We start from the raw sequence: 21,033 nt of genomic DNA, 5'->3' as shown, positions 1-21,033 counted from the left end.
CCTACGTTGTTTTTGGACGTTCTCTTTTACAGTTTCGCAAACACCCGACGCGCGGCGTCGATGGTGTTATTGATATCTTCTTCACTGTGCGCCACGGACATAAAGCCTGCTTCGAACGCGGACGGCGCCAGATATACGCCTTCCTCCAGCATCAGGTGGAAGAAACGCTTAAAGCGTTCCACGTCGCACGCCATCACGTCCTGATAGCAGGTTACGCTCTCAGCGTCGGTGAAGAAAATCCCGAACATGCCGCCGACATGGTTAACCACCAGCGGAATATTCGCTTCTTCGGCAGCTTCCAGCAAACCTTCCGCCAGACGGGTGGTGAGCTCATCCAGCGTTTCATGAATGCCGGGCTGGGCGACTTCATTCAGGCAGGCGAAACCGGCCGCCATCGCAATCGGGTTGCCGGAAAGGGTGCCCGCCTGGTAAACCGGGCCCGTCGGCGCCAGCGCATCCATTACATCTCGACGACCGCCAAACGCGCCTACCGGCATCCCGCCGCCGATGATTTTACCCAGACAGGTCAGGTCAGGCACGACGCCGTAGTAATCCTGGGCTCCGGCCAGCGCTACGCGAAAACCGGTCATCACTTCGTCGATAATCAGCAGCGCGCCGAACTCATCGCACAAGGCGCGCAGACCTGGCAGAAATTCCGGCAGCGGCGGGACGCAGTTCATATTGCCCGCTACGGGTTCGACGATGATACAGGCGATTTCCTGCGGATATTGTTCAAACGCCGCGCGCACTGACGTCAGATCGTTATAAGTGCAGGTCAGCGTATGTTTCGCGAAATCTGCCGGCACGCCCGGCGAGTTCGGCTGACCGAGCGTCAGCGCGCCAGAACCGGCTTTGACCAGCAGACAGTCTGCGTGGCCGTGGTAGCAGCCTTCGAATTTGATAATCTTATCGCGGCCAGTAAAACCACGCGCCAGGCGAATAGCGCTCATCGTCGCTTCGGTGCCGGAGTTCACCATGCGCACCATGTCCATGGTCGGCACCAGGTTGGTGACCAGTTCCGCCATTTTCACTTCCATTTCGGTTGGCGCGCCGAAGCTTAAACCGCGCTCCGCAGCTTCGATCACCGCATTGCGGATAGCCGGATGGTTATGCCCCAGTACCATTGGTCCCCAGGAACCGACATAGTCGATATACGCTTTGCCATCGACATCATAAAGATAAGCGCCGTCCGCTTTTTCGATAAACAGTGGGGTACCGCCTACGCCAGTGAAGGCGCGAACAGGGGAGTTCACGCCACCGGGGATCAGCTCGCGGGCCGCGCTATAGAGATTTTCAGACTTACTCATGGAAAGATTCCTGGTTCGTAGAAAAAGTGAATACCCGCTATTCTAAGTTATTCAGAGAAGGTTATGAAAGTTTTACGCATTTGAAACAATACGATTTGCAGGGGATTTTCGCGGCGTTGGCGAGTAGAATGCCGACTTTAGATTTGTATTACCAATTAATGATCTTCTGATGAAAACAGACACTTCCACCTTTTTAGCTCAGCAAATTGTGCGTTTACGGCGCAGAGATCAGATTCGCCGGTTAATGCAGCGGGATAAAACGCCGCTGGCCATCCTGTTCATGGCGGCCGTTGTCGGCACGCTTACCGGACTGGTTGGCGTCGCCTTTGAAAAGGCGGTTTCCTGGGTACAAAACATGCGCATTGGCGCGCTGGTTCAGGTCGCGGACCATGCGTTTTTGCTTTGGCCGCTGGCCTTTATCCTTTCGGCGTTACTGGCGATGGTCGGCTACTTTTTGGTGCGAAAATTTGCGCCGGAAGCTGGCGGCTCGGGTATCCCGGAAATTGAAGGCGCGCTGGAGGAGCTACGTCCGGTGCGCTGGTGGCGCGTGTTGCCGGTGAAGTTTATCGGCGGGATGGGAACGTTGGGCGCAGGAATGGTATTAGGGCGCGAAGGGCCAACGGTGCAAATCGGGGGCAACCTGGGGCGCATGGTGCTGGATGTTTTTCGTATGCGCAGCGCCGAAGCGCGGCATACGTTGCTGGCGACCGGCGCGGCGGCGGGGCTCTCTGCGGCGTTTAACGCGCCGCTGGCGGGTATCCTGTTCATTATTGAAGAGATGCGCCCGCAGTTTCGCTACAACCTGATTTCGATTAAAGCGGTGTTTACCGGCGTCATCATGTCGAGCATTGTGTTCCGCATATTTAACGGCGAAGCGCCGATTATTGAAGTCGGCAAACTGTCTGATGCGCCGGTTAACACACTGTGGTTATACCTTATCCTCGGCATTATTTTTGGCTGCGTCGGGCCGGTATTTAATTCGTTGGTGCTGCGTACCCAGGATATGTTTCAGCGCTTTCATGGCGGCGAAATTAAAAAATGGGTGCTTATGGGCGGCGCGATCGGCGGCCTGTGCGGTATTCTGGGGTTGATTGAGCCGGAAGCGGCAGGCGGCGGATTTAACCTTATTCCTATCGCCGCGGCAGGTAATTTTAGCGTCGGGCTACTGCTGTTCATCTTTATTACCCGGGTGGTCACAACGCTGCTTTGCTTTTCTTCCGGCGCGCCGGGGGGCATTTTCGCCCCGATGCTGGCGCTGGGAACGCTGCTTGGTACGGCCTTCGGTATGGCGGCGGCAGTGCTTTTCCCGCAGTATCACCTGGAGGCCGGTACCTTTGCGATTGCCGGGATGGGGGCGCTGATGGCGGCGTCGGTGCGCGCCCCGCTGACGGGGATTGTGCTGGTGCTGGAGATGACCGATAACTACCAGCTCATTTTGCCAATGATTATCACCTGTCTTGGCGCGACACTATTAGCCCAGTTTTTGGGCGGGAAACCGTTATACTCAACCATCCTGGCGCGCACTCTGGCGAAGCAGGATGCGGAACAGGCGGCGAAAAGCCAGAATGCGCCTGCGGGCGAGAATACTTGAACGAATTACCAGGGTATTAGATAATGACTGCCAATATTGGGTGAAAATTTATCCAATTACCGATGTCGTTTGGAGCAAAATATGAGTTATGACGTAGCGCTGCCGCTGCAGTTTACCGACGCAGCAGCGAATAAAGTAAAAAGTCTTATCGCTGACGAAGATAACCCGAATCTGAAATTGCGCGTGTATATCACCGGCGGTGGTTGCAGCGGCTTCCAGTATGGTTTTACCTTTGACGATCAGGTTAACGAAGGGGATATGACCATCGAAAAACAGGGCGTTGGCCTGGTGGTTGACCCGATGAGTTTGCAGTATCTGGTGGGTGGTTCGGTCGATTATACCGAAGGCCTGGAAGGTTCCCGCTTCATTGTAACCAACCCGAATGCGAAAAGTACCTGCGGGTGTGGCTCTTCCTTCAGTATTTGATTGCTGTTCGTTGTGCCGGATGGCGACGCGAGCGTCTTATCCGGCCGACAGGAAAGATGTTCCAGGCCCGATAAGCTTAGCGCCATCGAGCAAAAGAATATCAACGTCCGTTTTCATCCAGGGCAAACGTCGGCAATTTCAAATGCCAGCGAATGGCCGCCAGCCGAATGAACAGCGTGACGACCATACCCATCATGCTGGCGCTTTCCAGCGGTACTGAAAACGTATAAAACGCGGTAGCGTGAACAATCCCGCCGATAATACAGGCCGTGGCATAGATTTCGGTGCGTAGGATCATGGGGATCTCGCGTGCCAGAACATCGCGAATAATCCCGCCGCCGACGCCGGTAATCACGCCCATACAGACAGCCACTAATGGCCCCGTTTCAGCGAGGAAGGCTTTATTCACCCCAATGCCGACAAACACCGCCAGCCCGACCGCATCCAGTACCGGCAACATCCATTTCGGCAGACGTCTTGGCTGGCGAACCAGCAGGATGGTCAGCATACTGGTGACCATGGCGACGACCAGATCGGTAGGATCTTTAACCCAGAATACCGGGCCGTTATCCAGCGCCATATCGCGGATTGTCCCGCCGCCGACGGCAGTAACGACGCCGAGCACCAGGACGCCGAACGGATCCATACGTAATTTCCCGGCCAGCAACACGCCAGAGATAGCAAATACAGCCGTGCCTACAATATCCAGCCAATAGACGAGCATTGTCGAATCCCCACTGGGAGCCTGGTAAGACAGGCTCTAATTCACCTGTGAAAGCGCATTACAGAGTTGTTTTGCGGCGAGGATAATACGCGGGCTTGCGCGTTCAAACCAGTCGCTGTTAAGCGGAATAACCGGAATTTTTAACAGGTTTCCCCAGTATTGTTCAATTTTGAGAATTTCGCCCGCTTTTCCGGCCACGATAATGGCCTGGGGATGCCTTGCCAGCACCTGTTCACGGCTGACTTGCGGCCACGGCACGCGGCTGTCAGCAAAGACGTTTTCTCCGCCGCAGGTCGTCAAAACCTGATGTTGAATAGACCCTTTACCACTGGTAAACAGAGGATTCATGCCAAACTGAAGAAAGACGCGCTTTTTAGCTTTACCGGCATACTCGGCGTTGAGCGCGGCGTACTCGTTTAGCAATGTCTGCGCTGCCTGCTGAGCCTTTGCCGGCTGCGGGCTCCAGGCGGCCAGTTGGCGGAGCGTGTCGGCGATCTGTTCGATGCTTACCGCGTCCACCCACATGACCTTAATACCTAATGACGTCAGTTGGTTTACCTGGCGTTCCGCATTACCGCCGCGCCAGGCGACGACCAGATCCGGCTTCAGCGCCACAATGCGTTCCAGATTCATTCCCTGCCAGGTAGAGACCTGTTCTATTTTTTGCGCTTCGGGCGGGTAGTCGGAATAGCTGCTGACGCCAACGGGCGTAATCCCGGCGGCAAAAGCGAGCTCCGTATTGGCGGGAGAGAGGGTAATGACGCGCGGCGCAGCGTAAAGCCACACCGGGAGCGTAAGCAGCAGGGCGACCAGCGCCCTGAACATTTGCTTAGCCATGCGCCAGTTTCTGTACCAGCGTTTCGACCATCAGAGTCGACTGTTTCGCCGCCACCGCGAGGAATTCGTCAAAGCTGAGGTGCGATTGCTGATCGGCCACGTCAGAAATAGCGCGTACCACCACGAACGGCACGTTGAAGTTATAGCAGACGTGTGCGATAGCGGTGGCTTCCATCTCTACGGCGACCGCGTCGGGGAAGTTATGCCGGATTTTCGCCAGCCCGACGGAGCCGTTAATAAACGCGTCGCCGCTAACAATAAGGCCGCGTACCGCGTTCAGATTCAGCTCTCTGATGCAGGATTCCGCGGCGGCGATCAGTTTGTCATCGGCCTTAAATCCGGCCGGACAGCCCGGTAATTGCCCGTATTCATAGCCGAAAGCGGTCACATCAGCGTCGTGGTAACGCGCTTCGTCAGAGACGACGATATCGCCGACCTTCAGCGTGGACGCCAGACCGCCTGCGGAACCGGTATTGATGATCACGTCCGGCTTGCAGTGCTCCAGAAGCAACGTTGCGCCCAGCGCCGCCGCGACTTTACCGATACCGGATTTCAGCAACGCCACTTCGGTGCCGTTCAACTGGCCAGTGTAAATTTCGCAGCCGCCCAGCGTAATCGTCTGACGGTTGTCAATTTTGTCACGCAGCAGCGTAACTTCTTCTTCCATTGCGCCAATGATGCCGATTTTCATAGATTTACTCGCGATAAGTCAGTTTTGGGGGCATAGTTTATCATGCGCTTATGGGGAAGCGCATTTCTCAGGCGGGGAGAGGATATGGCATCGATCGATTTCCGAAATAAAATTAACTGGCATCGTCGTTATCGTTCACCGCAGGGTGTAAAGACGGAGCATGAGATCCTGCGGATTTTTGAAAGCGATCGCGGGCGGATTATCAACTCTCCGGCTATACGCCGTTTGCAGCAAAAAACGCAGGTTTTCCCGCTGGAGCGCAATGCCGCGGTGCGTACTCGTCTGACGCATTCGATGGAGGTGCAGCAGGTGGGGCGTTATATCGCGAAAGAGATTTTAAGCCGCCTGAAAGAGCAAAACCGGCTGGAGGAGTACGGTCTGGATGCGCTGACCGGTCCCTTTGAAAGTATTGTAGAAATGGCCTGCCTGATGCACGACATCGGTAATCCGCCGTTCGGTCATTTTGGCGAAGCGGCGATCAATGACTGGTTTCGTCAGCGGCTGCATCCGGAAGATGCGGAAAGCCAGCCGCTCACGCATGATCGCTGTGTGGTTTCCTCGCTACGGTTACAGGAAGGCGAAGAAAATCTGAACGATATTCGCCGCAAAGTACGTCAGGATATCTGCCATTTTGAAGGCAATGCACAGGGAATTCGTCTGGTGCATACGCTCATGCGGATGAATCTTACCTGGGCGCAGGTTGGCGGAATTTTAAAATATACCCGTCCGGCATGGTGGCGAGGGCCGGTGCCGGATTCCCATCGCTATTTAATGAAGAAACCGGGCTATTATCTTTCTGAAGAGAAGTATATTGCGAGGTTACGTAAAGAACTGCAGTTAGCGCCTTACAGTCGCTTTCCATTAACGTGGATTATGGAAGCCGCAGATGATATTTCTTATTGTGTCGCCGATCTTGAAGACGCGGTAGAGAAAAGAATCTTTAGCGTTGAGCAGCTTTATCACCATTTATATCACGCGTGGGGCCACCATGAGAAGGATTCGCTGTTTGAGCTGGTGGTAGGAAATGCGTGGGAAAAATCACGCGCCAATACATTAAGCCGCAGTACCGAAGATCAGTTTTTTATGTATTTACGGGTAAATACATTAAATAAACTGGTGCCCTATGCCGCTCAGCGTTTTATTGATAATTTGCCGCAGATTTTTGCCGGTACCTTCAATCAGGCGTTACTGGAAGATGCCAGCGGTTTTAGCCGCCTGCTTGAACTCTATAAGAATGTGGCGGTTGAACATGTGTTTAGCCATCCGGATGTAGAACAGCTTGAACTACAGGGATACCGGGTGATCAGCGGGTTATTAGATATCTATCAGCCGCTATTAAGCCTGTCGCTTAACGACTTTCGCGAGTTGGTGGAAAAAGAACGGTTGAAACGCTTCCCCATAGAATCGCGCTTATTTCAGAAACTTTCTACGCGCCATCGTTTGGCCTACGTGGAAGTCGTCAGTAAATTACCCACGGATTCGGCGGAGTACCCGGTACTGGAATATTATTATCGCTGTCGGTTGATTCAGGATTATATCAGCGGGATGACTGACCTTTACGCATGGGATGAATATCGGCGTTTGATGGCGGTCGAACAGTAAATGGACTTTTGTAAAGATGGACAATAAATTTTTACTTTTTCCAGAAACTTTATTCCGGAACTTCGCGTTATAAAATGAATCTGACGTACACAGCAATTTTGCGTTACCTGTTAATCGAGATTGAAACACATGAAAAAAACCACATTAGCAATGAGTGCACTGGCTCTGAGTTTAGGTTTGGCATTGTCGCCTCTGTCTGCCACGGCGGCTGAAACGTCCTCTTCAGCAATGACTGCCCAGCAGATGCCAAGCCTGGCACCGATGCTCGAAAAAGTGATGCCATCGGTGGTCAGTATTAATGTTGAAGGTAGCACCACGGTGAATACGCCGCGTATGCCGCGTAATTTCCAGCAGTTCTTTGGCGATGACTCCCCGTTCTGCCAGGACGGTTCTCCGTTCCAGAATTCTCCGTTCTGCCAGGGCGGCGGTAACGGCGGCAACGGCGGTCAACAACAGAAATTCATGGCGCTGGGCTCCGGCGTAATTATTGACGCCGCGAAGGGCTACGTCGTCACCAACAACCACGTGGTTGATAACGCCAGCGTGATTAAAGTACAGCTTAGCGATGGGCGTAAATTCGATGCTAAAGTGGTGGGCAAAGATCCGCGTTCTGATATCGCGCTGATTCAAATTCAGAATCCGAAGAACCTGACGGCGATTAAGCTGGCGGACTCCGACGCGCTGCGCGTGGGGGATTATACCGTCGCTATTGGTAACCCGTTTGGTCTGGGCGAAACGGTGACGTCAGGTATCGTTTCGGCGCTGGGGCGTAGCGGCCTGAACGTAGAAAATTACGAGAACTTTATTCAGACCGACGCCGCGATTAACCGTGGTAACTCCGGCGGCGCGCTGGTGAACCTGAACGGTGAGCTGATCGGTATTAACACCGCGATTCTGGCGCCGGACGGCGGCAACATCGGTATCGGCTTCGCTATCCCCAGTAACATGGTGAAAAACCTGACGTCGCAGATGGTGGAATACGGCCAGGTGAAACGCGGCGAACTGGGGATCATGGGGACTGAGCTGAATTCCGAATTGGCGAAAGCGATGAAAGTCGACGCCCAGCGAGGCGCGTTCGTCAGCCAGGTGATGCCGAATTCGTCCGCGGCGAAAGCGGGTATCAAAGCCGGGGATGTCATTACCTCGCTGAACGGTAAACCGATCAGCAGCTTTGCGGCGCTGCGCGCTCAGGTCGGCACTATGCCGGTCGGCAGCAAAATCAGCCTCGGTCTGCTGCGTGAAGGTAAAGCGATTACGGTGAATCTGGAACTGCAGCAGAGCAGCCAGAGTCAGGTTGATTCCAGCACCATCTTCAGCGGGATTGAAGGCGCTGAAATGAGCAATAAAGGCCAGGATAAAGGCGTTGTGGTGAGCAGCGTGAAAGCGAACTCACCCGCCGCGCAAATTGGCCTCAAAAAAGGCGATGTGATTATCGGCGCTAACCAGCAGCCGGTGAAAAATATCGCCGAGCTGCGTAAGATTCTCGACAGCAAGCCGTCGGTACTGGCGCTGAATATTCAGCGTGGTGATAGTTCTATTTATTTGCTGATGCAGTAATCACCTTTGTCCCCCTTCCACCACGGAAGGGGGCAACACTTTTCTGTGAAACTCCCCACAACTCCATACTTCTTTGCACCTTTTTGTGCATTTGCACAATGTCGAGGCCTGTCATCTTCCTTATGCTTGTGCTCTGCTCACAGGAGGGATTTATGGCTGGCTGGCATCTTGATACCAAAATGGCGCAGGATATCGTGGCGCGCACTATGCGCATCATCGATACCAATATCAACGTAATGGATGCCCGCGGGCGTATTATCGGCAGCGGCGATCGGGAACGTATTGGTGAATTGCACGAAGGCGCGCTGTTAGTGCTGTCGCAGGGCCGGGTTGTGGATATTGACAACGCCGTGGCGCGACACCTGCACGGGGTGCGTCAGGGGATTAATCTTCCCTTACGTCTTGAGGGCGAAATTGTCGGCGTGATCGGCCTCACCGGCGAACCAGAGCATCTGCGTAAATATGGCGAACTGGTGTGTATGACTGCCGAAATGATGCTGGAGCAGTCGCGGTTAATGCACCTTTTGGCGCAGGATAGCCGTTTGCGCGAAGAGCTGGTGATGAACCTGATTCAGGCCGAAGAAAATACGCCGGCGCTGGTGGAATGGGCGCAGCGTTTGGGGATCGATTTGAACCAGCCGCGTGTGGCGGCGGTGGTGGAAGTCGACAGCGGCCAGCTTGGCGTCGATAGCGCAATGGCGGAACTTCAGCAGTTGCAGAATGCGCTTACCACGCCGGAGCGTAACAACCTGATAGCCATTGTTTCTCTCACCGAGATGGTGGTGCTCAAACCCGCCTTAAACTCGTTTGGTCGCTGGGATGCTGAAGATCATCGTAAGCGCGTAGAGCAGCTTATCTCGCGAATGAAAGAGAATGGTCAGCTACGTTTTCGCGTGGCGCTGGGCAATTACTTTACCGGGCCGGGCAGTATTGCACGCTCATACCGCACGGCGCGCACCACGATGATGGTCGGCAAACAGCGAATGCCAGAGAGCCGCAGCTATTTTTATCAGGATTTGATGCTGCCGGTTCTGTTAGATAGCCTGCGTGGCGGCTGGCAGGCCAATGAGCTGGCGCGCCCGCTGGTAAAACTCAAAGCGATGGATAACAACGGTTTATTACGTCGGACGCTGACGGCGTGGTTTCGCCATAATGTCCAGCCGCTGGCGACCTCTAAGGCGCTGTTTATTCATCGTAACACGCTGGAATATCGGCTAAATCGTATTTCGGAACTGACCGGGCTGGATTTGGGAAATTTTGACGATCGGCTGTTGCTGTATGTGGCGCTACAATTGGATGAACAGCGTTAAGCCCGGCGGCGCTTCGTTGACCAGAGCAGGGAAATTGGGCGAAGTGGTAGGCCGGATTAGGCAAAGCCGCCATCCGACAACGTAATCTCACAGCGCCCGAAGACGCTGTGATGGGGGGGTTAATTCGTGGTCAGGCGCTGTAATCCCCGCGCCGTGACCTGCCAGATCACGTGTTGCGGCTGCGGCCAGCTTTCGCCATTGAGCGGGTTGCGGATAACCGACTGGTCTGCGCCCTCGGCATGAAAGACCTCAATCGTATAATCCTCATCCAGCCCGCAGACGTCAGTATAGCCGCCAAGCTGCACCGAACCTTTTATCGACTGACGGTAAACCACCGTACCGCGCGTATTATAAATCGTCACTGCCGCATATTCCGTTGCGAAGTCGCTATGCGGCGCAATTGGGTATGCGGTAAAGATAAATTGTTGCGCACGGATGTCTATTTCCATACTGGCAAAACCATTTTCTTCCTTGCCAATAAGCTGCCAGCTGAATTTATCGCCATATAATGCGGCAGCATCGGAGGTATTTTTCTCTTCCGTTTGTTCCGGTGAGTCGACCTCCAGCCCATCGCTCACCACGCGCCAGCGGTTGTGTTTTTTCAGCCTGACGTTTTGCCCGGTCGTTTCATTGATGGCGCTGCAACGGTAAGGTTCGTCATGGAAGAGCTCAATGTACATTCCCGCTTGCAAAACAACCGTATCGCTATCGGCTGAATAGTGGGTGATGCCATCATAATGACGGCTATAGATAACCTCGCCGGACTCCTCCTTTACCGTGAGCGTGCTGTATGTCGCGGTATAGTAGGGATGAGGCTGCCCGGCCAGTGTTTCTATTGTCATGCGCTGTTGCCGATTATCGTAAGCAAGCTGGCAAAACGTTCTGTCGCCTTGTCCGCGTAACTGCAACGTCACGCCTTTACCGATGCCTTCGCCCGGCTCGCTGTTATCCGCCGGCAGCACATCAACGCTGTCGCGCATTAACGCGCTACGGGTCGGCTCTTCAATATGGGAGAGCATCAGCCAGAGATCGTTTTTGCAAGCGGCATAAGGTTGCGCCATTAATAAAGGGCAGGCGCGGATAGCATCTGCGCGATGGGTAAACATAGCCTGGAGATCTGCGGCAGGATCGTTGTTGAGCGAAAAATGATAAAGCCCTTCGCTATCAAGACGCAGTAACTGATATTTCGTCGACGAGACCAATGTCAGATAGCCCGGCGAGGCTTTCAGGCGGCCAGGCTCGGCATGATAAAGATAAAGGTGGTAGTGGTCGCTAAACGGCACCACAATTTTTCCGGTGGCGCAGTTTGTTCCGTTCATCTTACGTTCAAAAACCTTTTCGCCGCTGGCGGTTAACACCGTTATGCTGGCGTATAACGTATTCGCGAAGTAGCTGTGCGGCGTGGCGTTCGTGATATCCAGAACTAATTGTCTGGCCTCATGATCCACGGCTAAACGGGCGAAGGGCATGTCACCGTAGCCGAGGAAAATCAACTGCTCGTTATGCGCGGCGCTGTCCTGCAAGGCGGTGAAATTAACGGTAAGTGCGTTTTCCCCTTCGCGGATAACCACATAGTCCGTGTCCGGGCGGTATTTCTGCGATCGCCCTTTGGGCAGGGTGAGATGGTAAATGCCAATGGGCAGGGGAGTTAACGTGAGCGTACTGTCGTTGACGGGCAATGTATACGTGCTGCCGGCGTTGTCGTGTAGCGTTAAGGCGCGTCCATAAAGTTACTCCGGCTGATCGATATTCAGCGTTAGCGTGAGCGTTCCCGTTTTGTTCAGCTCCGCCAGTTCGGCGTTTTCAACCAGCCAGACAAAAGAGTCCAGCCCTAACTGTTGGCGCGCGCTTTCCCATTCGCGCTCCGGCAACAGATCGTAAAGCGGCCAGACGGGTTTTACCGCCTGTGCGGCGATCTGCTCGCGGGTGAACGCATCGACCGGTAAGCCGCACAGCTGAATAAACGGCGCGACGTCATAACCTGAGGCTGTGGCGATGGCGTCCGCCAGCAGATCGGTTAGGCGATGCTCGCAGGGCAAAAAGTTTTCGTCAGCACCCAGCTCGCGGTAGTTCTGGTTAAACACTCGAAAGGCTTCTGTTCCGCCTTTAAATAACATCAGCATCAGAAATTGCAGGCGGGGGCGGACGCCCCAGGCGTTAACCGGCGTGCGATTCCGCAGATAGGTAATGAATTGCAATTCCTGCTCAGACTGCCGTCCGTAATTGTAGAGCCAGCCGTCGGTATAAAGATGGTTCCCCTGGTTCAGGTTAAGCTGCTGGAAAAACGCGGCGTAAATGTTGTTCCACACCTCACCGACTGGCAGGTCGACGTCATTCATAAAGACGCCCTGATAGCCGTGACCGATTTCATGCAGAATCGTCCACTGCGTGGCGACATTATCGATCCACCCCTGGCTTAATGTTGCAGCCGTTTGCGCGCACCACCAGGGGAGATAATAAGCCGCGCCGACGCCGTGTTTATCCGCTTTAATAAAATAGCGGTTAGCGACATTTTGATTAAGCGGCGAAGCAGGGCTATCGCTGAGACCAGTCCAGTCATTATAGGCGTCGATCACTCGCGTGTAGTACGCATCCAGCGCGGTGATACCGGCGTTGATGACATTAGCGCGATCCGCCCAGGGCAGCAGAAAACGCACGCGGTCCAGTTCCAGTAGGGCAAAAGGCGACGCCTGTTCTTCCCAGGTCTGGAAAAAAGCGTCTTCGGATTGCCCCTTACGCCAGTGTGGCAAATTTTTATGCTGGTTGGCTGTCGGTAGATCACCGAAAACTCGCCGCCCTGCGCAAAAAAGAGGGTATCAATAAAGGGAACGGAATCGACCGTTGTGCTGATCGTTTGCCAGTTGCCGTTCAGCGTAAGCGATTTCTCACACGCTGAGTCATTGCACAGCAGACGGAGTCTGGCGTTACCGGCGTTGTTATTTGGCTGGCGGATTTGCAGCTGCGTATTCGCTGGCAGAATAAATCCCAGCGCCTGGCGGTCGTGCTCGCGCCCCTTTTCAAATTTGATGTTATCCAGTCCGGGGGCCGCAGGCAGCGAATAACATGTTAGCGTGATTTCCTGAGTCATATAACCTCCATAAATAGGGAGGATGAACATAGCTTTTTATTTTTATTAATAAATACAGCAGGATAACGAAATGATATGTATAGAGCCGCTGTGAGGCATAGTGATGAAAAATGGCGGTAGCCGTGAGGCGGATGAGAGGGAGCAGCAGAGTGATAGGGGCTCGAAATGAAGCCCCGGCAGCTTTTTTATTTGCGGGTAAGCTTGTCCAGATCGGCTTCGATTTCACTGATCTTATTCGCGACGACGCTTTCCAGGTGGCGCAAGTCGTCGAGGATCTTACGTTTGAGATCGAGTTCTGAGCGGTCGCGCTGGCAGATTTGGTCCAGCTCGTCAATCACATAGCGTAGGTTAGGGCTAATCTCCTGTACTTCTTTATAACCCTGACCGATGCCATCGGCCACCACCGTTTTACGCTGGCGTGGATACTTAAACTTCACGCTTTTAGCAAAGAATTCACCTCTATCCTTTTGAAAATAGATTTTCAGGATATCGTTATTGGCTTCTTGCCGCAGGCTGTAACGATCGATTTCCTCAGGATTGGTAATGCCCAGACTTTTTAGATTGTCATACATAGCGGTATCCTTCATCACACTATAACTTTTGAATAATTAACGAAAAATTGGTTTTTCGCCACCAATGTATACAAAAAAAGCGCGGTTGATCGCAGAAGACGTCTCGGCAACGTCATGAGCAAAAGGGCGACGGTTATTGATAGCTTAAGTAATTCAACGCGATATTCCGTTTATAGAGAAAGCGTTTGAAGTCAGTGTGGGAAATTGACCGGAGGCAGTGGTCGATAACCTTGAGAGGCGGAGTCTATGTCCGGAACGTATAATGCTACTATTCGCCGGGTGGTGGTTTCCGCTTGGATAGGAAACTCCATTGAATATTATGATTTTCTATTATACGGCCTGGCAAGCGCGCTGGTATTTGGCCCGCTTTTTTTTCCTGGCGCCAGCCCATTGACTGCAACGTTATCTTCTTTTGCCAGTTTCGGCGTGGGATTTATCTCCCGGCCGCTGGGCGCGCTATTTTTTGGCAACAGGGGGGATACGCTTGGGCGTAAAAACACGTTATTAATCACGTTAGGGGGGATGGGCGCGGTCACGTTTCTCATCGGTTGCCTGCCTTCTTACGCCAGTATTGGCGCGCTGGCGCCTGCTTTACTGGTTATTCTGCGTTTTCTACAGGGATTTATGGTTGGAGGCGAATGGGGAGGCGCCATGTTGATGGTCGTGGAATATGCTGCTGGAAAGCACCGGGGGCGGTTAAGCGCGCTATCGCAAACAGGGGGACTCACGGGACAATTATTGGCGACAGGCGTATTTATAGTCGTGACCCAATTACCGAAGGAGGCGTTGTTATCGTGGGGATGGCGTATTCCTTTTCTGCTCAGTGCGCTTTTGGTGTTGCCTGGATTATATATGCGTCATCGTCTGGATGAGACGCCTGTCTTCCGTGCGTTTAAAAAGCAGCAGGCCATTAATCATAGGCAGCAAAGAGAAGAAAGGCCGGTGGTCAAAGTAGTACGAGAACAATGGCGCAGCATTTTGCTGATTATAATTCTGCGTTTTGCGGAAAGCGTTCCCTTTTTTCTTGCTACCGTCTTCGCGGTTTCCTGGGCGACAACGCAGCTTGGGATTGCCAGCCTGACTATTCTGTACATTGTAATGTTCACCTGTCTGCTGGCGTATCCCATGCACGTGCTATTTGGCATCATGTCGGATCGGCGTGGCTGCCGTCAGGTGTATATTTTCGGCGCGCTTTTTGTCGCGGCAATGGCTTTTCCCTTTTTCTGGCTGCTGGAAAGCCGTTCGCTCATACTGATGACAATAGGCTACGTTCTGCTTATTAACATTGGTCATAATTCACTGAATGCCGTGCAACCTTCTTTTTTCGCCGGACTGTTTCATCCGCCTGTACGCTACAGCGGTTCATCAATTGGCGCTCAGTTGGGGCGGTTGTGGCAGGGGGATTCACGCCGTTTATCGCTAAGGCGTTAAGCGCAGTCTATGATAACAGTTGGGCGTTGGTTGCCGGTTATGTCGTTTTGACTGCGTTGGCTTCGGCGTTTGCGGCAAAGATTGCGCCGGAAACCGTGTTACCGCATTCGCCGTAATGCAAAGGGGGGCTGTCGCCCCCACTTTTCACTCGCTTAATCAATAGTGCGCAATAATTCGTTAATGCCCACTTTACCACGCGTTTTGGCGTCGACTTTTTTCACGATCACCGCGCAGTACAAACTGTACTTGCCGTCTTTTGACGGCAGGTTGCCGGAAACGACCACGGAGCCCGCCGGTACGCGGCCATAGTGAACTTCACCGGTTTCGCGATCGTAGATTTTGGTGCTCTGGCCGAGGTATACCCCCATGGAAATGACGGAACCTTCTTCGACAATGACGCCTTCCACGACTTCAGAACGCGCGCCAATAAAGCAGTTGTCTTCAATGATGGTCGGGTTAGCCTGCAACGGCTCCAGTACGCCGCCGATACCTACGCCGCCGGAAAGGTGAACATTTTTACCAATCTGCGCGCAGGAACCCACCGTCGCCCAGGTGTCAACCATGGTGCCTTCGTCAACGTAGGCGCCGATGTTAACGTAAGACGGCATCAACACGGTGTTGCGGGCGATAAATGCGCCCTGACGAACGGCCGCAGGCGGAACGACGCGGAAGCCTTCTTTCTGAAAACGCGCTTCGTCGTAATCAGCGAATTTCATCGGGACTTTATCGAAGTAGCGGCTTTCCGCACCGTCGATAACCTGGTTATCGTTAATACGGAAAGAGAGCAGAACCGCTTTCTTCAACCACTGGTGAGTGACCCACTGACCGTCGATTTTTTCTGCGACACGCAGCGCGCCGGAATCAAGTAGAGAAATGACCTGTTTTACCGCCTCTCGGGTCACGGTATCTACATTAGCCGGCGTAATATCGGCGCGGCGCTCAAAAGCGGTCTCAATAACGTTCTGTAACTGCTGCATTGTTAAACTCTTTCATATAAATAAACACACTACCCTTTATCGTTTGGATTGAGGGCCGCTGTCAACCGTTGTTGCACCTCAAGTTGCAGCACATTATTAAGTGCGCGCCGATCCGCTGTGGCGATTATGAATAAATCTTCTACTCGTTCACCAATGGTTGTAATTCGGGCGCCATGAAGCGAAATTCCCAGATCGGCAAAAATTTGTCCGACCCTGGCCAGCAGACCAGGTTGATCGAGCGCGATCAATTCCATGAATGATTTTCTGTCGGTATGGGTGGGCAGAAAATTGACTTCCGTTTCGACCGTAAAGTGCCGTAACTTTGCCGGTTGCCGACGCGGCTGCGGCGGCTGCCAGCTACGCTGCGTAATGGTTTGTTCAAGACCGGTGCGAATAACGTCATGGCGATCCGCCGCCAGCGGGCTGCCGTCTGGTTCCAGAACAATAAACGTATCCATTGCCATGCCGTCGCGAGTGGTAAAGATCTGCGCGTCATGGACGCTTAAATTACGCCTGTCCAGCTCGGCGCAGACGGCGGCAAACAGATAGGGTCTGTCCGGACTCCAGATAAAAATTTCGGTTCCACCGCGCGTGGCCTGCGGACTGAGCAACACTAACGGTTGGCGCAGATCGTGCTGCAATAAATGGCGTGCGTGCCAGGCGAGCTGATTTGGACTATGACGAACAAAATAGTTAGCGCGACAGCGGGTCCAGATTTTGTGCAGCGCGGCTTCATCAATATTGTCCATTCGCAGCAGCGCCAGCGCCTGAAGCTGATGGTGACGCACGCGCTCACGCATATCCGGCGTATTTTGCATTCCACGCCTGAGCTGTTTTTCAGTGGCGAAGTACAGCTCGCGCAGCAGGCTCTGTTTCCAGCTATTCCACAAGGTTTCGTTGGTCGCGCAGATGTCCGCGACGGTCAGGCAGACCAGAAAACGCAGCCGTGTTTCGGTTTGCACCTCTTCGGCAAACTGCTTGATGACTTCCGGATCCTGGATGTCGCGGCGCTGGGCGGTGACTGACATTAGCAGGTGTTGGCGCACCAGCCACGCGACCAGTTGCGTTTCGCGTGAGTTCAAACCGTGCAGTTCGGCGAAGGTGAGTACATCCTGCGCGCCCAGTACGGAATGGTCGCCGCCGCGTCCTTTCGCAATATCGTGGAACAGCGCGGCGATCAGGATCAGTTCCGGATGGGGAAGCCGCGGCCAGAGATCGACGCATAGCGGATGGCGCTGGCGCGTCTCTTCTTTCGCAAAGCTCTCCAGTTTGAGCATTACGCGGATGGTGTGTTCATCCACCGTGTATGCGTGGAACAGGTCAAACTGCATTTGTCCGACGATGTGCGACCACTGCGGCATATAAGCCCACAGTACGCTGTGGCGATGCATGGGCAGCAGGCCGCGGCTGACCGCGCCGGGATGGCGCAGCATACTAAGAAACAGAGTGCGTGCCTCCGGGATGTAACATAGCGGTTGGCTCAGGTGGCGGCGGGCGTGGCGCAAGTGGCGTAATGTCGTAGAGTAAATGCCGGTGATCGCGCTATTGCGCACCATCATATAAAACATGCGCAGGATCGCTTGCGGTTCGCGGATAAACAGCGTGTCGTCACGCAGATCAATAAGCGTGCCGCGCAGTTGAAACTCATCGTCAACAGGACGTGGTTTTTCATCCGCAGGCAGCGCCAGAATCGCCTCGTCAAATAGCTGAAGCAGCATCTGATTGAGTTCGCTCACCCGGCGCGTAACCCGGAAGTAGTCTTTCATCATCCGCTCAACCGGATCATTGCCCTCGCCGCTGTAGTTAAGGCGTTGAGCGACGCTTAACTGGCGGTCGAACAGCAGGCGGTTATCGTAGCGGCTGACCACCAGATGTAGCGCAAAGCGAATGCGCCACAGGATATGCAGGCACTCGTTGAGCTCCGCGCGCTCAGCGGGGGTTAAAAAGCCGAATCCCACCATCTCATCGAGCGAGGTAGCGCCGAAGTGACGTCGGGCGACCCACTGTAACGTATGGATATCGCGCAGGCCGCCGGGGCTGCTTTTAATATCCGGCTCCAGATTATAGCTGGTACCGTGATAGCGCTGGTGGCGCTGGTTCTGCTCTTCTACTTTGGCGGCGTAAAATTTGTCGGACGGCCAAAAACCTTCGCTGAAAATATGTTTTTGCAGTGCCAGAAACAGAGCGACATCACCGATCAGCAGGCGCGTTTCGATGAGGTTTGTCGCAACGGTTAAATCAGACAGACCTTCCAGCAGACACTCTTCCAGCGTACGTACGCTATGCCCGACATCCAGCTTGACGTCCCAAAGTAAAGTCAGCAGCTCGCCGACCTTTTGCGCCTGTTCATCAGGCAGCTTTTTGCGGCTTAAAATGAGCAGATCAATATCGGAAAGCGGATGCAGTTCGCCGCGTCCATAGCCGCCGACAGCGACCAGCGCCAGATCGGCAATCTGACCGAAACCGGCCTCAATCCACAGGCGTTGCAACAACTGGTCGATAAATTCGGTTCGGGCTTCAATAAGCTGTTCAGCACAAATGCCGCTGTCAAATGCCTCTCCCAGCCAGTGTTGAAAGATGTCGATGCGGGCTTTGATACCGGCGACGGTCAGTTCAGCGCGCGGCCAGACGCCAGGGTTTTGCGGCTGGTCAGGGAGGGTGGGGAGTGCGGTATTCGCGTGCTGTTCAGGAAGAGTATTCATATGCGCCACCCATTAAAAAGCCGGATAATGGCGTGAACGCCTTATCCGGCCTACGTATTTACTCTTCATCCTTCAAGTTGCTTCTACGTTGGCTGCGCTCGTTCACTCCAGTCACGTACTTATGTACGCTCCTGAAGATTCACTCTCTTGCCGCCTTGAGGCAACTCGAATGATTTTGAGTAAAGGTGTAATTTGTAGGCCTGATAAGATGCGAAGGCATCGCCATCAGGCAAAACATTATTCGTCGTGTGTGATGATCGCCGGGATGGTGTCATCTTTACGCAGCGTCAGAATTTCACAGCCGTTTTCCGTTACCACAATAGTATGCTCGTACTGAGCAGACAAGCTGCGGTCTTTGGTTTTTACCGTCCAGCCGTCTTTCATGGTGCGGATACGGTAATCCCCGGCGTTCAGCATCGGTTCAATGGTAAAGGTCATGCCAGGCTGCAACACGACGCCGCCATCGTCTGCATCATAATGCAGCACCTGCGGTTCTTCATGGAAGCCGCGACCAATACCGTGTCCGCAGTATTCACGTACCACGGAGAAACCTTCGCCTTCGGCATATTTCTGGATGGCGGCGCCAATGGTGCGCAGGCGGATGCCCGGTTTCACCATTTTGATGCCCAGATACAGGCTCTCTTGCGTGACGCGGCACAGACGCTCGCCCAGAATGGTCGGTTTGCCGACGATAAACATCTTCGAGGTATCGCCGTGGAATTCATCTTTAATCACGGTCACGTCGATGTTGACGATATCACCATCTTTCAGATGTTTAGCGTCATCCGGAATGCCGTGGCACACCACTTCATTAATAGAGATACAGACGGATTTCGGATAGCCGTGGTAGCCGAGGCAGGCGGAGATCGCGTGTTGTTCGTTAACGATGTAATCGTTACAGATACGGTCCAGTTCGCCGGTGGTGACGCCCGGTTTGATATACGGTTCGATCATTTCCAGCACTTCGGCTGCCAGACGGCCCGCGACGCGCATTTTTTCGATGTCTTCAGATGTCTTGATAGAGATAGCCATGAATTCTGTCCATCAGTGCCGATGATTTCGGCAATAATTGTGTAAGTGCTGACAATGGTATCAGTCAGGGGTGTACCCTGCCAAATTGAGAATCATTCTGAACTTCGCCTTTCGTGCCACAGGTGCGTTGGCGACATTTTTTCACCCCAGTCACTTACTGGCCGTAAGCTCCCGGGGATTCAAAAATTTGCCGCCTGCCTGTAACACGAAATTCATCGTTCAGTTCAGCACTGAGTGCCAACAATTATTGGTGTCGGTGGCGTATTTGTGGTATAAAGCGCGCCGGACTTCCGATCCATTCGAAGACTACACACGATGGACGGGAGCGACAAATCTCACTTTGTGTAACAACACACACGTATCGGCACATATTCCGGGGTGCCCTTTGGGGTCGGTAATATGGGATACGTGGAGGCATAACCCCAACTTAATCTATAGAGGTTTTAAATCATGGCAACTGTTTCCATGCGCGACATGCTCAAGGCTGGTGTTCACTTTGGTCACCAGACCCGTTACTGGAACCCGAAAATGAAGCCTTTCATCTTCGGCGCGCGTAACAAAGTTCACATCATCAACCTTGAGAAAACTGTACCGATGTTCAACGAAGCTCTGGCTGAACTGAACAAGATCTCTGCTCGTAAAGGTAAAATCCTTTTCGTTGGTACTAAACGTGCTGCAAGCGAAGCGGTGAAAGAAGCTGCTAACAGCTGCGACCAGTTCTTCGTGAACCATCGCTGGCTGGGCGGTATGCTGACTAACTGGAAAACAGTTCGTCAGTCCATCAAACGTCTGAAAGACCTGGAAACTCAGTCTCAGGACGGTACTTTCGAAAAGCTGACCAAGAAAGAAGCGCTGATGCGTACTCGTGAGCTTGAGAAACTGGAAAACAGCCTGGGCGGTATCAAAGACATGGGCGGTCTGCCGGACGCTCTGTTCGTTATCGATGCTGACCACGAGCACATTGCTATCAAAGAAGCGAACAACCTGGGTATCCCGGTATTTGCTATCGTTGATACCAACTCTGATCCGGACGGCGTTGACTTCGTTATCCCGGGTAACGATGACGCAATCCGTGCTGTTAGCCTGTACCTGGGCGCTGTCGCTGCAACCGTTCGTGAAGGCCGTTCTCAGGATCTGGCTTCCCAGGCGGAAGAAAGCTTCGTAGAAGCCGAGTAATAAGGCTTGA

General features: G+C 53.4%; 14 protein-coding genes and 2 pseudogenes. 7 read left to right on the top strand and 9 right to left on the bottom strand.

Annotation, left to right across the window (positions count from 1 at the left end; translation table 11 throughout):
- Nucleotides 1-26: 26 nt before the first annotated feature.
- Nucleotides 27-1,307 carry a glutamate-1-semialdehyde 2,1-aminomutase gene (gene hemL, locus J4728_RS17145; protein ID WP_000045262.1) on the bottom strand — a complete coding sequence of 427 codons (1,281 nt, stop codon included), beginning with the start codon at nt 1,305-1,307 and terminating at the stop codon, nt 27-29.
- Between the two features lie 169 nt (nt 1,308-1,476).
- Between hemL and clcA the strand changes: the two genes are divergently transcribed.
- The gene (gene clcA / locus J4728_RS17140; protein WP_001748943.1) at nt 1,477-2,898 is read left to right on the top strand and encodes a H(+)/Cl(-) exchange transporter ClcA; all 1,422 of its coding nucleotides are present in this window, start codon (nt 1,477-1,479) and stop codon (nt 2,896-2,898) included.
- 81 nt (nt 2,899-2,979) lie between these two features.
- Nucleotides 2,980-3,324: an iron-sulfur cluster insertion protein ErpA gene (gene erpA, locus J4728_RS17135; protein ID WP_208212119.1), complete on the top strand. Its 345-nt coding sequence runs from the start codon at nt 2,980-2,982 to the stop codon at nt 3,322-3,324.
- Between the two features lie 100 nt (nt 3,325-3,424).
- On the opposite strand, the gene J4728_RS17130 is transcribed toward erpA, so the two are convergent.
- Genes J4728_RS17130 through mtnN form a run of 3 tightly spaced genes read right to left on the bottom strand, consistent with a single transcriptional unit; the run spans nt 3,425 to nt 5,576 of the window.
- Complete coding sequence (locus tag J4728_RS17130; RefSeq protein WP_000964234.1) at nt 3,425-4,048, bottom strand: TRIC cation channel family protein; 624 nt, start codon at nt 4,046-4,048, stop codon at nt 3,425-3,427.
- Nucleotides 4,049-4,084: 36 nt separating this feature from the next.
- Complete coding sequence (btuF, locus tag J4728_RS17125; protein WP_080171174.1) at nt 4,085-4,885, bottom strand: vitamin B12 ABC transporter substrate-binding protein BtuF; 801 nt, start codon at nt 4,883-4,885, stop codon at nt 4,085-4,087.
- The gene (mtnN, locus tag J4728_RS17120; RefSeq protein WP_000689822.1) at nt 4,878-5,576 is read right to left on the bottom strand and encodes a 5'-methylthioadenosine/S-adenosylhomocysteine nucleosidase; all 699 of its coding nucleotides are present in this window, start codon (nt 5,574-5,576) and stop codon (nt 4,878-4,880) included. The genes btuF and mtnN overlap by 8 nt, the downstream gene beginning before the upstream one ends.
- 84 nt (nt 5,577-5,660) lie before the next feature.
- Here mtnN and dgt point away from each other — a divergent pair, with 84 nt between their 5' ends.
- The 3 genes from dgt (at nt 5,661) to cdaR (ending at nt 10,045) form a co-directional block, all read left to right on the top strand.
- Nucleotides 5,661-7,178 carry a dGTPase gene (gene dgt, locus J4728_RS17115; protein ID WP_000146450.1) on the top strand — a complete coding sequence of 506 codons (1,518 nt, stop codon included), beginning with the start codon at nt 5,661-5,663 and terminating at the stop codon, nt 7,176-7,178.
- Nucleotides 7,179-7,307: 129 nt separating this feature from the next.
- Nucleotides 7,308-8,735: a serine endoprotease DegP gene (degP, locus tag J4728_RS17110; protein WP_000753958.1), complete on the top strand. Its 1,428-nt coding sequence runs from the start codon at nt 7,308-7,310 to the stop codon at nt 8,733-8,735.
- A 152-nt stretch (nt 8,736-8,887) separates the two neighbouring features.
- Nucleotides 8,888-10,045 (top strand): DNA-binding transcriptional regulator CdaR, encoded by a 1,158-nt coding sequence (gene cdaR / locus J4728_RS17105; RefSeq protein WP_000929458.1) that lies wholly within the window; start codon nt 8,888-8,890, stop codon nt 10,043-10,045.
- A 119-nt stretch (nt 10,046-10,164) separates the two neighbouring features.
- Here the strand turns inward: cdaR and J4728_RS17100 are convergent.
- A pseudogene (locus tag J4728_RS17100) lies at nt 10,165-13,133 on the bottom strand (putative mucin/carbohydrate-binding domain-containing protein).
- A gap of 185 nt (nt 13,134-13,318) precedes the next feature.
- Nucleotides 13,319-13,705: a DUF3461 family protein gene (locus J4728_RS17095; protein WP_000272193.1), complete on the bottom strand. Its 387-nt coding sequence runs from the start codon at nt 13,703-13,705 to the stop codon at nt 13,319-13,321.
- A 246-nt stretch (nt 13,706-13,951) separates the two neighbouring features.
- On the opposite strand from J4728_RS17095, the pseudogene J4728_RS17090 reads away from it, so the two are divergent.
- A pseudogene (locus tag J4728_RS17090) lies at nt 13,952-15,252 on the top strand (MFS transporter).
- A gap of 36 nt (nt 15,253-15,288) precedes the next feature.
- Here J4728_RS17090 and dapD read toward each other — a convergent pair.
- From dapD to map, 3 genes are all read right to left on the bottom strand, one after another.
- Nucleotides 15,289-16,113, bottom strand: coding sequence for a 2,3,4,5-tetrahydropyridine-2,6-dicarboxylate N-succinyltransferase (gene dapD, locus J4728_RS17085; RefSeq protein ID WP_001186670.1), 825 nt, complete (start codon nt 16,111-16,113; stop codon nt 15,289-15,291).
- 29 nt (nt 16,114-16,142) lie between these two features.
- Nucleotides 16,143-18,815: a bifunctional uridylyltransferase/uridylyl-removing protein GlnD gene (glnD, locus tag J4728_RS17080; RefSeq protein ID WP_001094519.1), complete on the bottom strand. Its 2,673-nt coding sequence runs from the start codon at nt 18,813-18,815 to the stop codon at nt 16,143-16,145.
- A 237-nt stretch (nt 18,816-19,052) separates the two neighbouring features.
- The gene (gene map, locus J4728_RS17075) at nt 19,053-19,847 is read right to left on the bottom strand and encodes a type I methionyl aminopeptidase (RefSeq protein WP_001018214.1); all 795 of its coding nucleotides are present in this window, start codon (nt 19,845-19,847) and stop codon (nt 19,053-19,055) included.
- 450 nt (nt 19,848-20,297) lie between these two features.
- On the opposite strand from map, the gene rpsB reads away from it, so the two are divergent.
- Nucleotides 20,298-21,023: a 30S ribosomal protein S2 gene (rpsB, locus tag J4728_RS17070; protein WP_000246886.1), complete on the top strand. Its 726-nt coding sequence runs from the start codon at nt 20,298-20,300 to the stop codon at nt 21,021-21,023.
- Nucleotides 21,024-21,033: the final 10 nt, after the last annotated feature.

It is taken from the genome of Salmonella sp. 32070601201500089SM (assembly GCF_017573605.1).
GTDB classification, from domain to species: domain Bacteria; phylum Pseudomonadota; class Gammaproteobacteria; order Enterobacterales; family Enterobacteriaceae; genus Salmonella; species Salmonella enterica.
Note: the sequence above shows the minus strand (reverse complement) of the source record. Positions and strands in the feature narration are given on the sequence as shown.

Coding starts and splice junctions, on each gene's coding strand:
- erpA (WP_208212119.1), top strand. CDS start 2,980: ATGAGTTATGACGTAGCGCTGCCGCTGCAGTTTACCGACGCAGCAGCG.
- degP (WP_000753958.1), top strand. CDS start 7,308: ATGAAAAAAACCACATTAGCAATGAGTGCACTGGCTCTGAGTTTAGGT.
- hemL (WP_000045262.1), bottom strand. CDS start 1,307: ATGAGTAAGTCTGAAAATCTCTATAGCGCGGCCCGCGAGCTGATCCCC.
- rpsB (WP_000246886.1), top strand. CDS start 20,298: ATGGCAACTGTTTCCATGCGCGACATGCTCAAGGCTGGTGTTCACTTT.
- cdaR (WP_000929458.1), top strand. CDS start 8,888: ATGGCTGGCTGGCATCTTGATACCAAAATGGCGCAGGATATCGTGGCG.
- J4728_RS17095 (WP_000272193.1), bottom strand. CDS start 13,705: ATGTATGACAATCTAAAAAGTCTGGGCATTACCAATCCTGAGGAAATC.
- btuF (WP_080171174.1), bottom strand. CDS start 4,885: ATGGCTAAGCAAATGTTCAGGGCGCTGGTCGCCCTGCTGCTTACGCTC.
- clcA (WP_001748943.1), top strand. CDS start 1,477: ATGAAAACAGACACTTCCACCTTTTTAGCTCAGCAAATTGTGCGTTTA.
- dapD (WP_001186670.1), bottom strand. CDS start 16,113: ATGCAGCAGTTACAGAACGTTATTGAGACCGCTTTTGAGCGCCGCGCC.
- J4728_RS17130 (WP_000964234.1), bottom strand. CDS start 4,048: ATGCTCGTCTATTGGCTGGATATTGTAGGCACGGCTGTATTTGCTATC.
- mtnN (WP_000689822.1), bottom strand. CDS start 5,576: ATGAAAATCGGCATCATTGGCGCAATGGAAGAAGAAGTTACGCTGCTG.
- map (WP_001018214.1), bottom strand. CDS start 19,847: ATGGCTATCTCTATCAAGACATCTGAAGACATCGAAAAAATGCGCGTC.
- dgt (WP_000146450.1), top strand. CDS start 5,661: ATGGCATCGATCGATTTCCGAAATAAAATTAACTGGCATCGTCGTTAT.
- glnD (WP_001094519.1), bottom strand. CDS start 18,815: ATGAATACTCTTCCTGAACAGCACGCGAATACCGCACTCCCCACCCTC.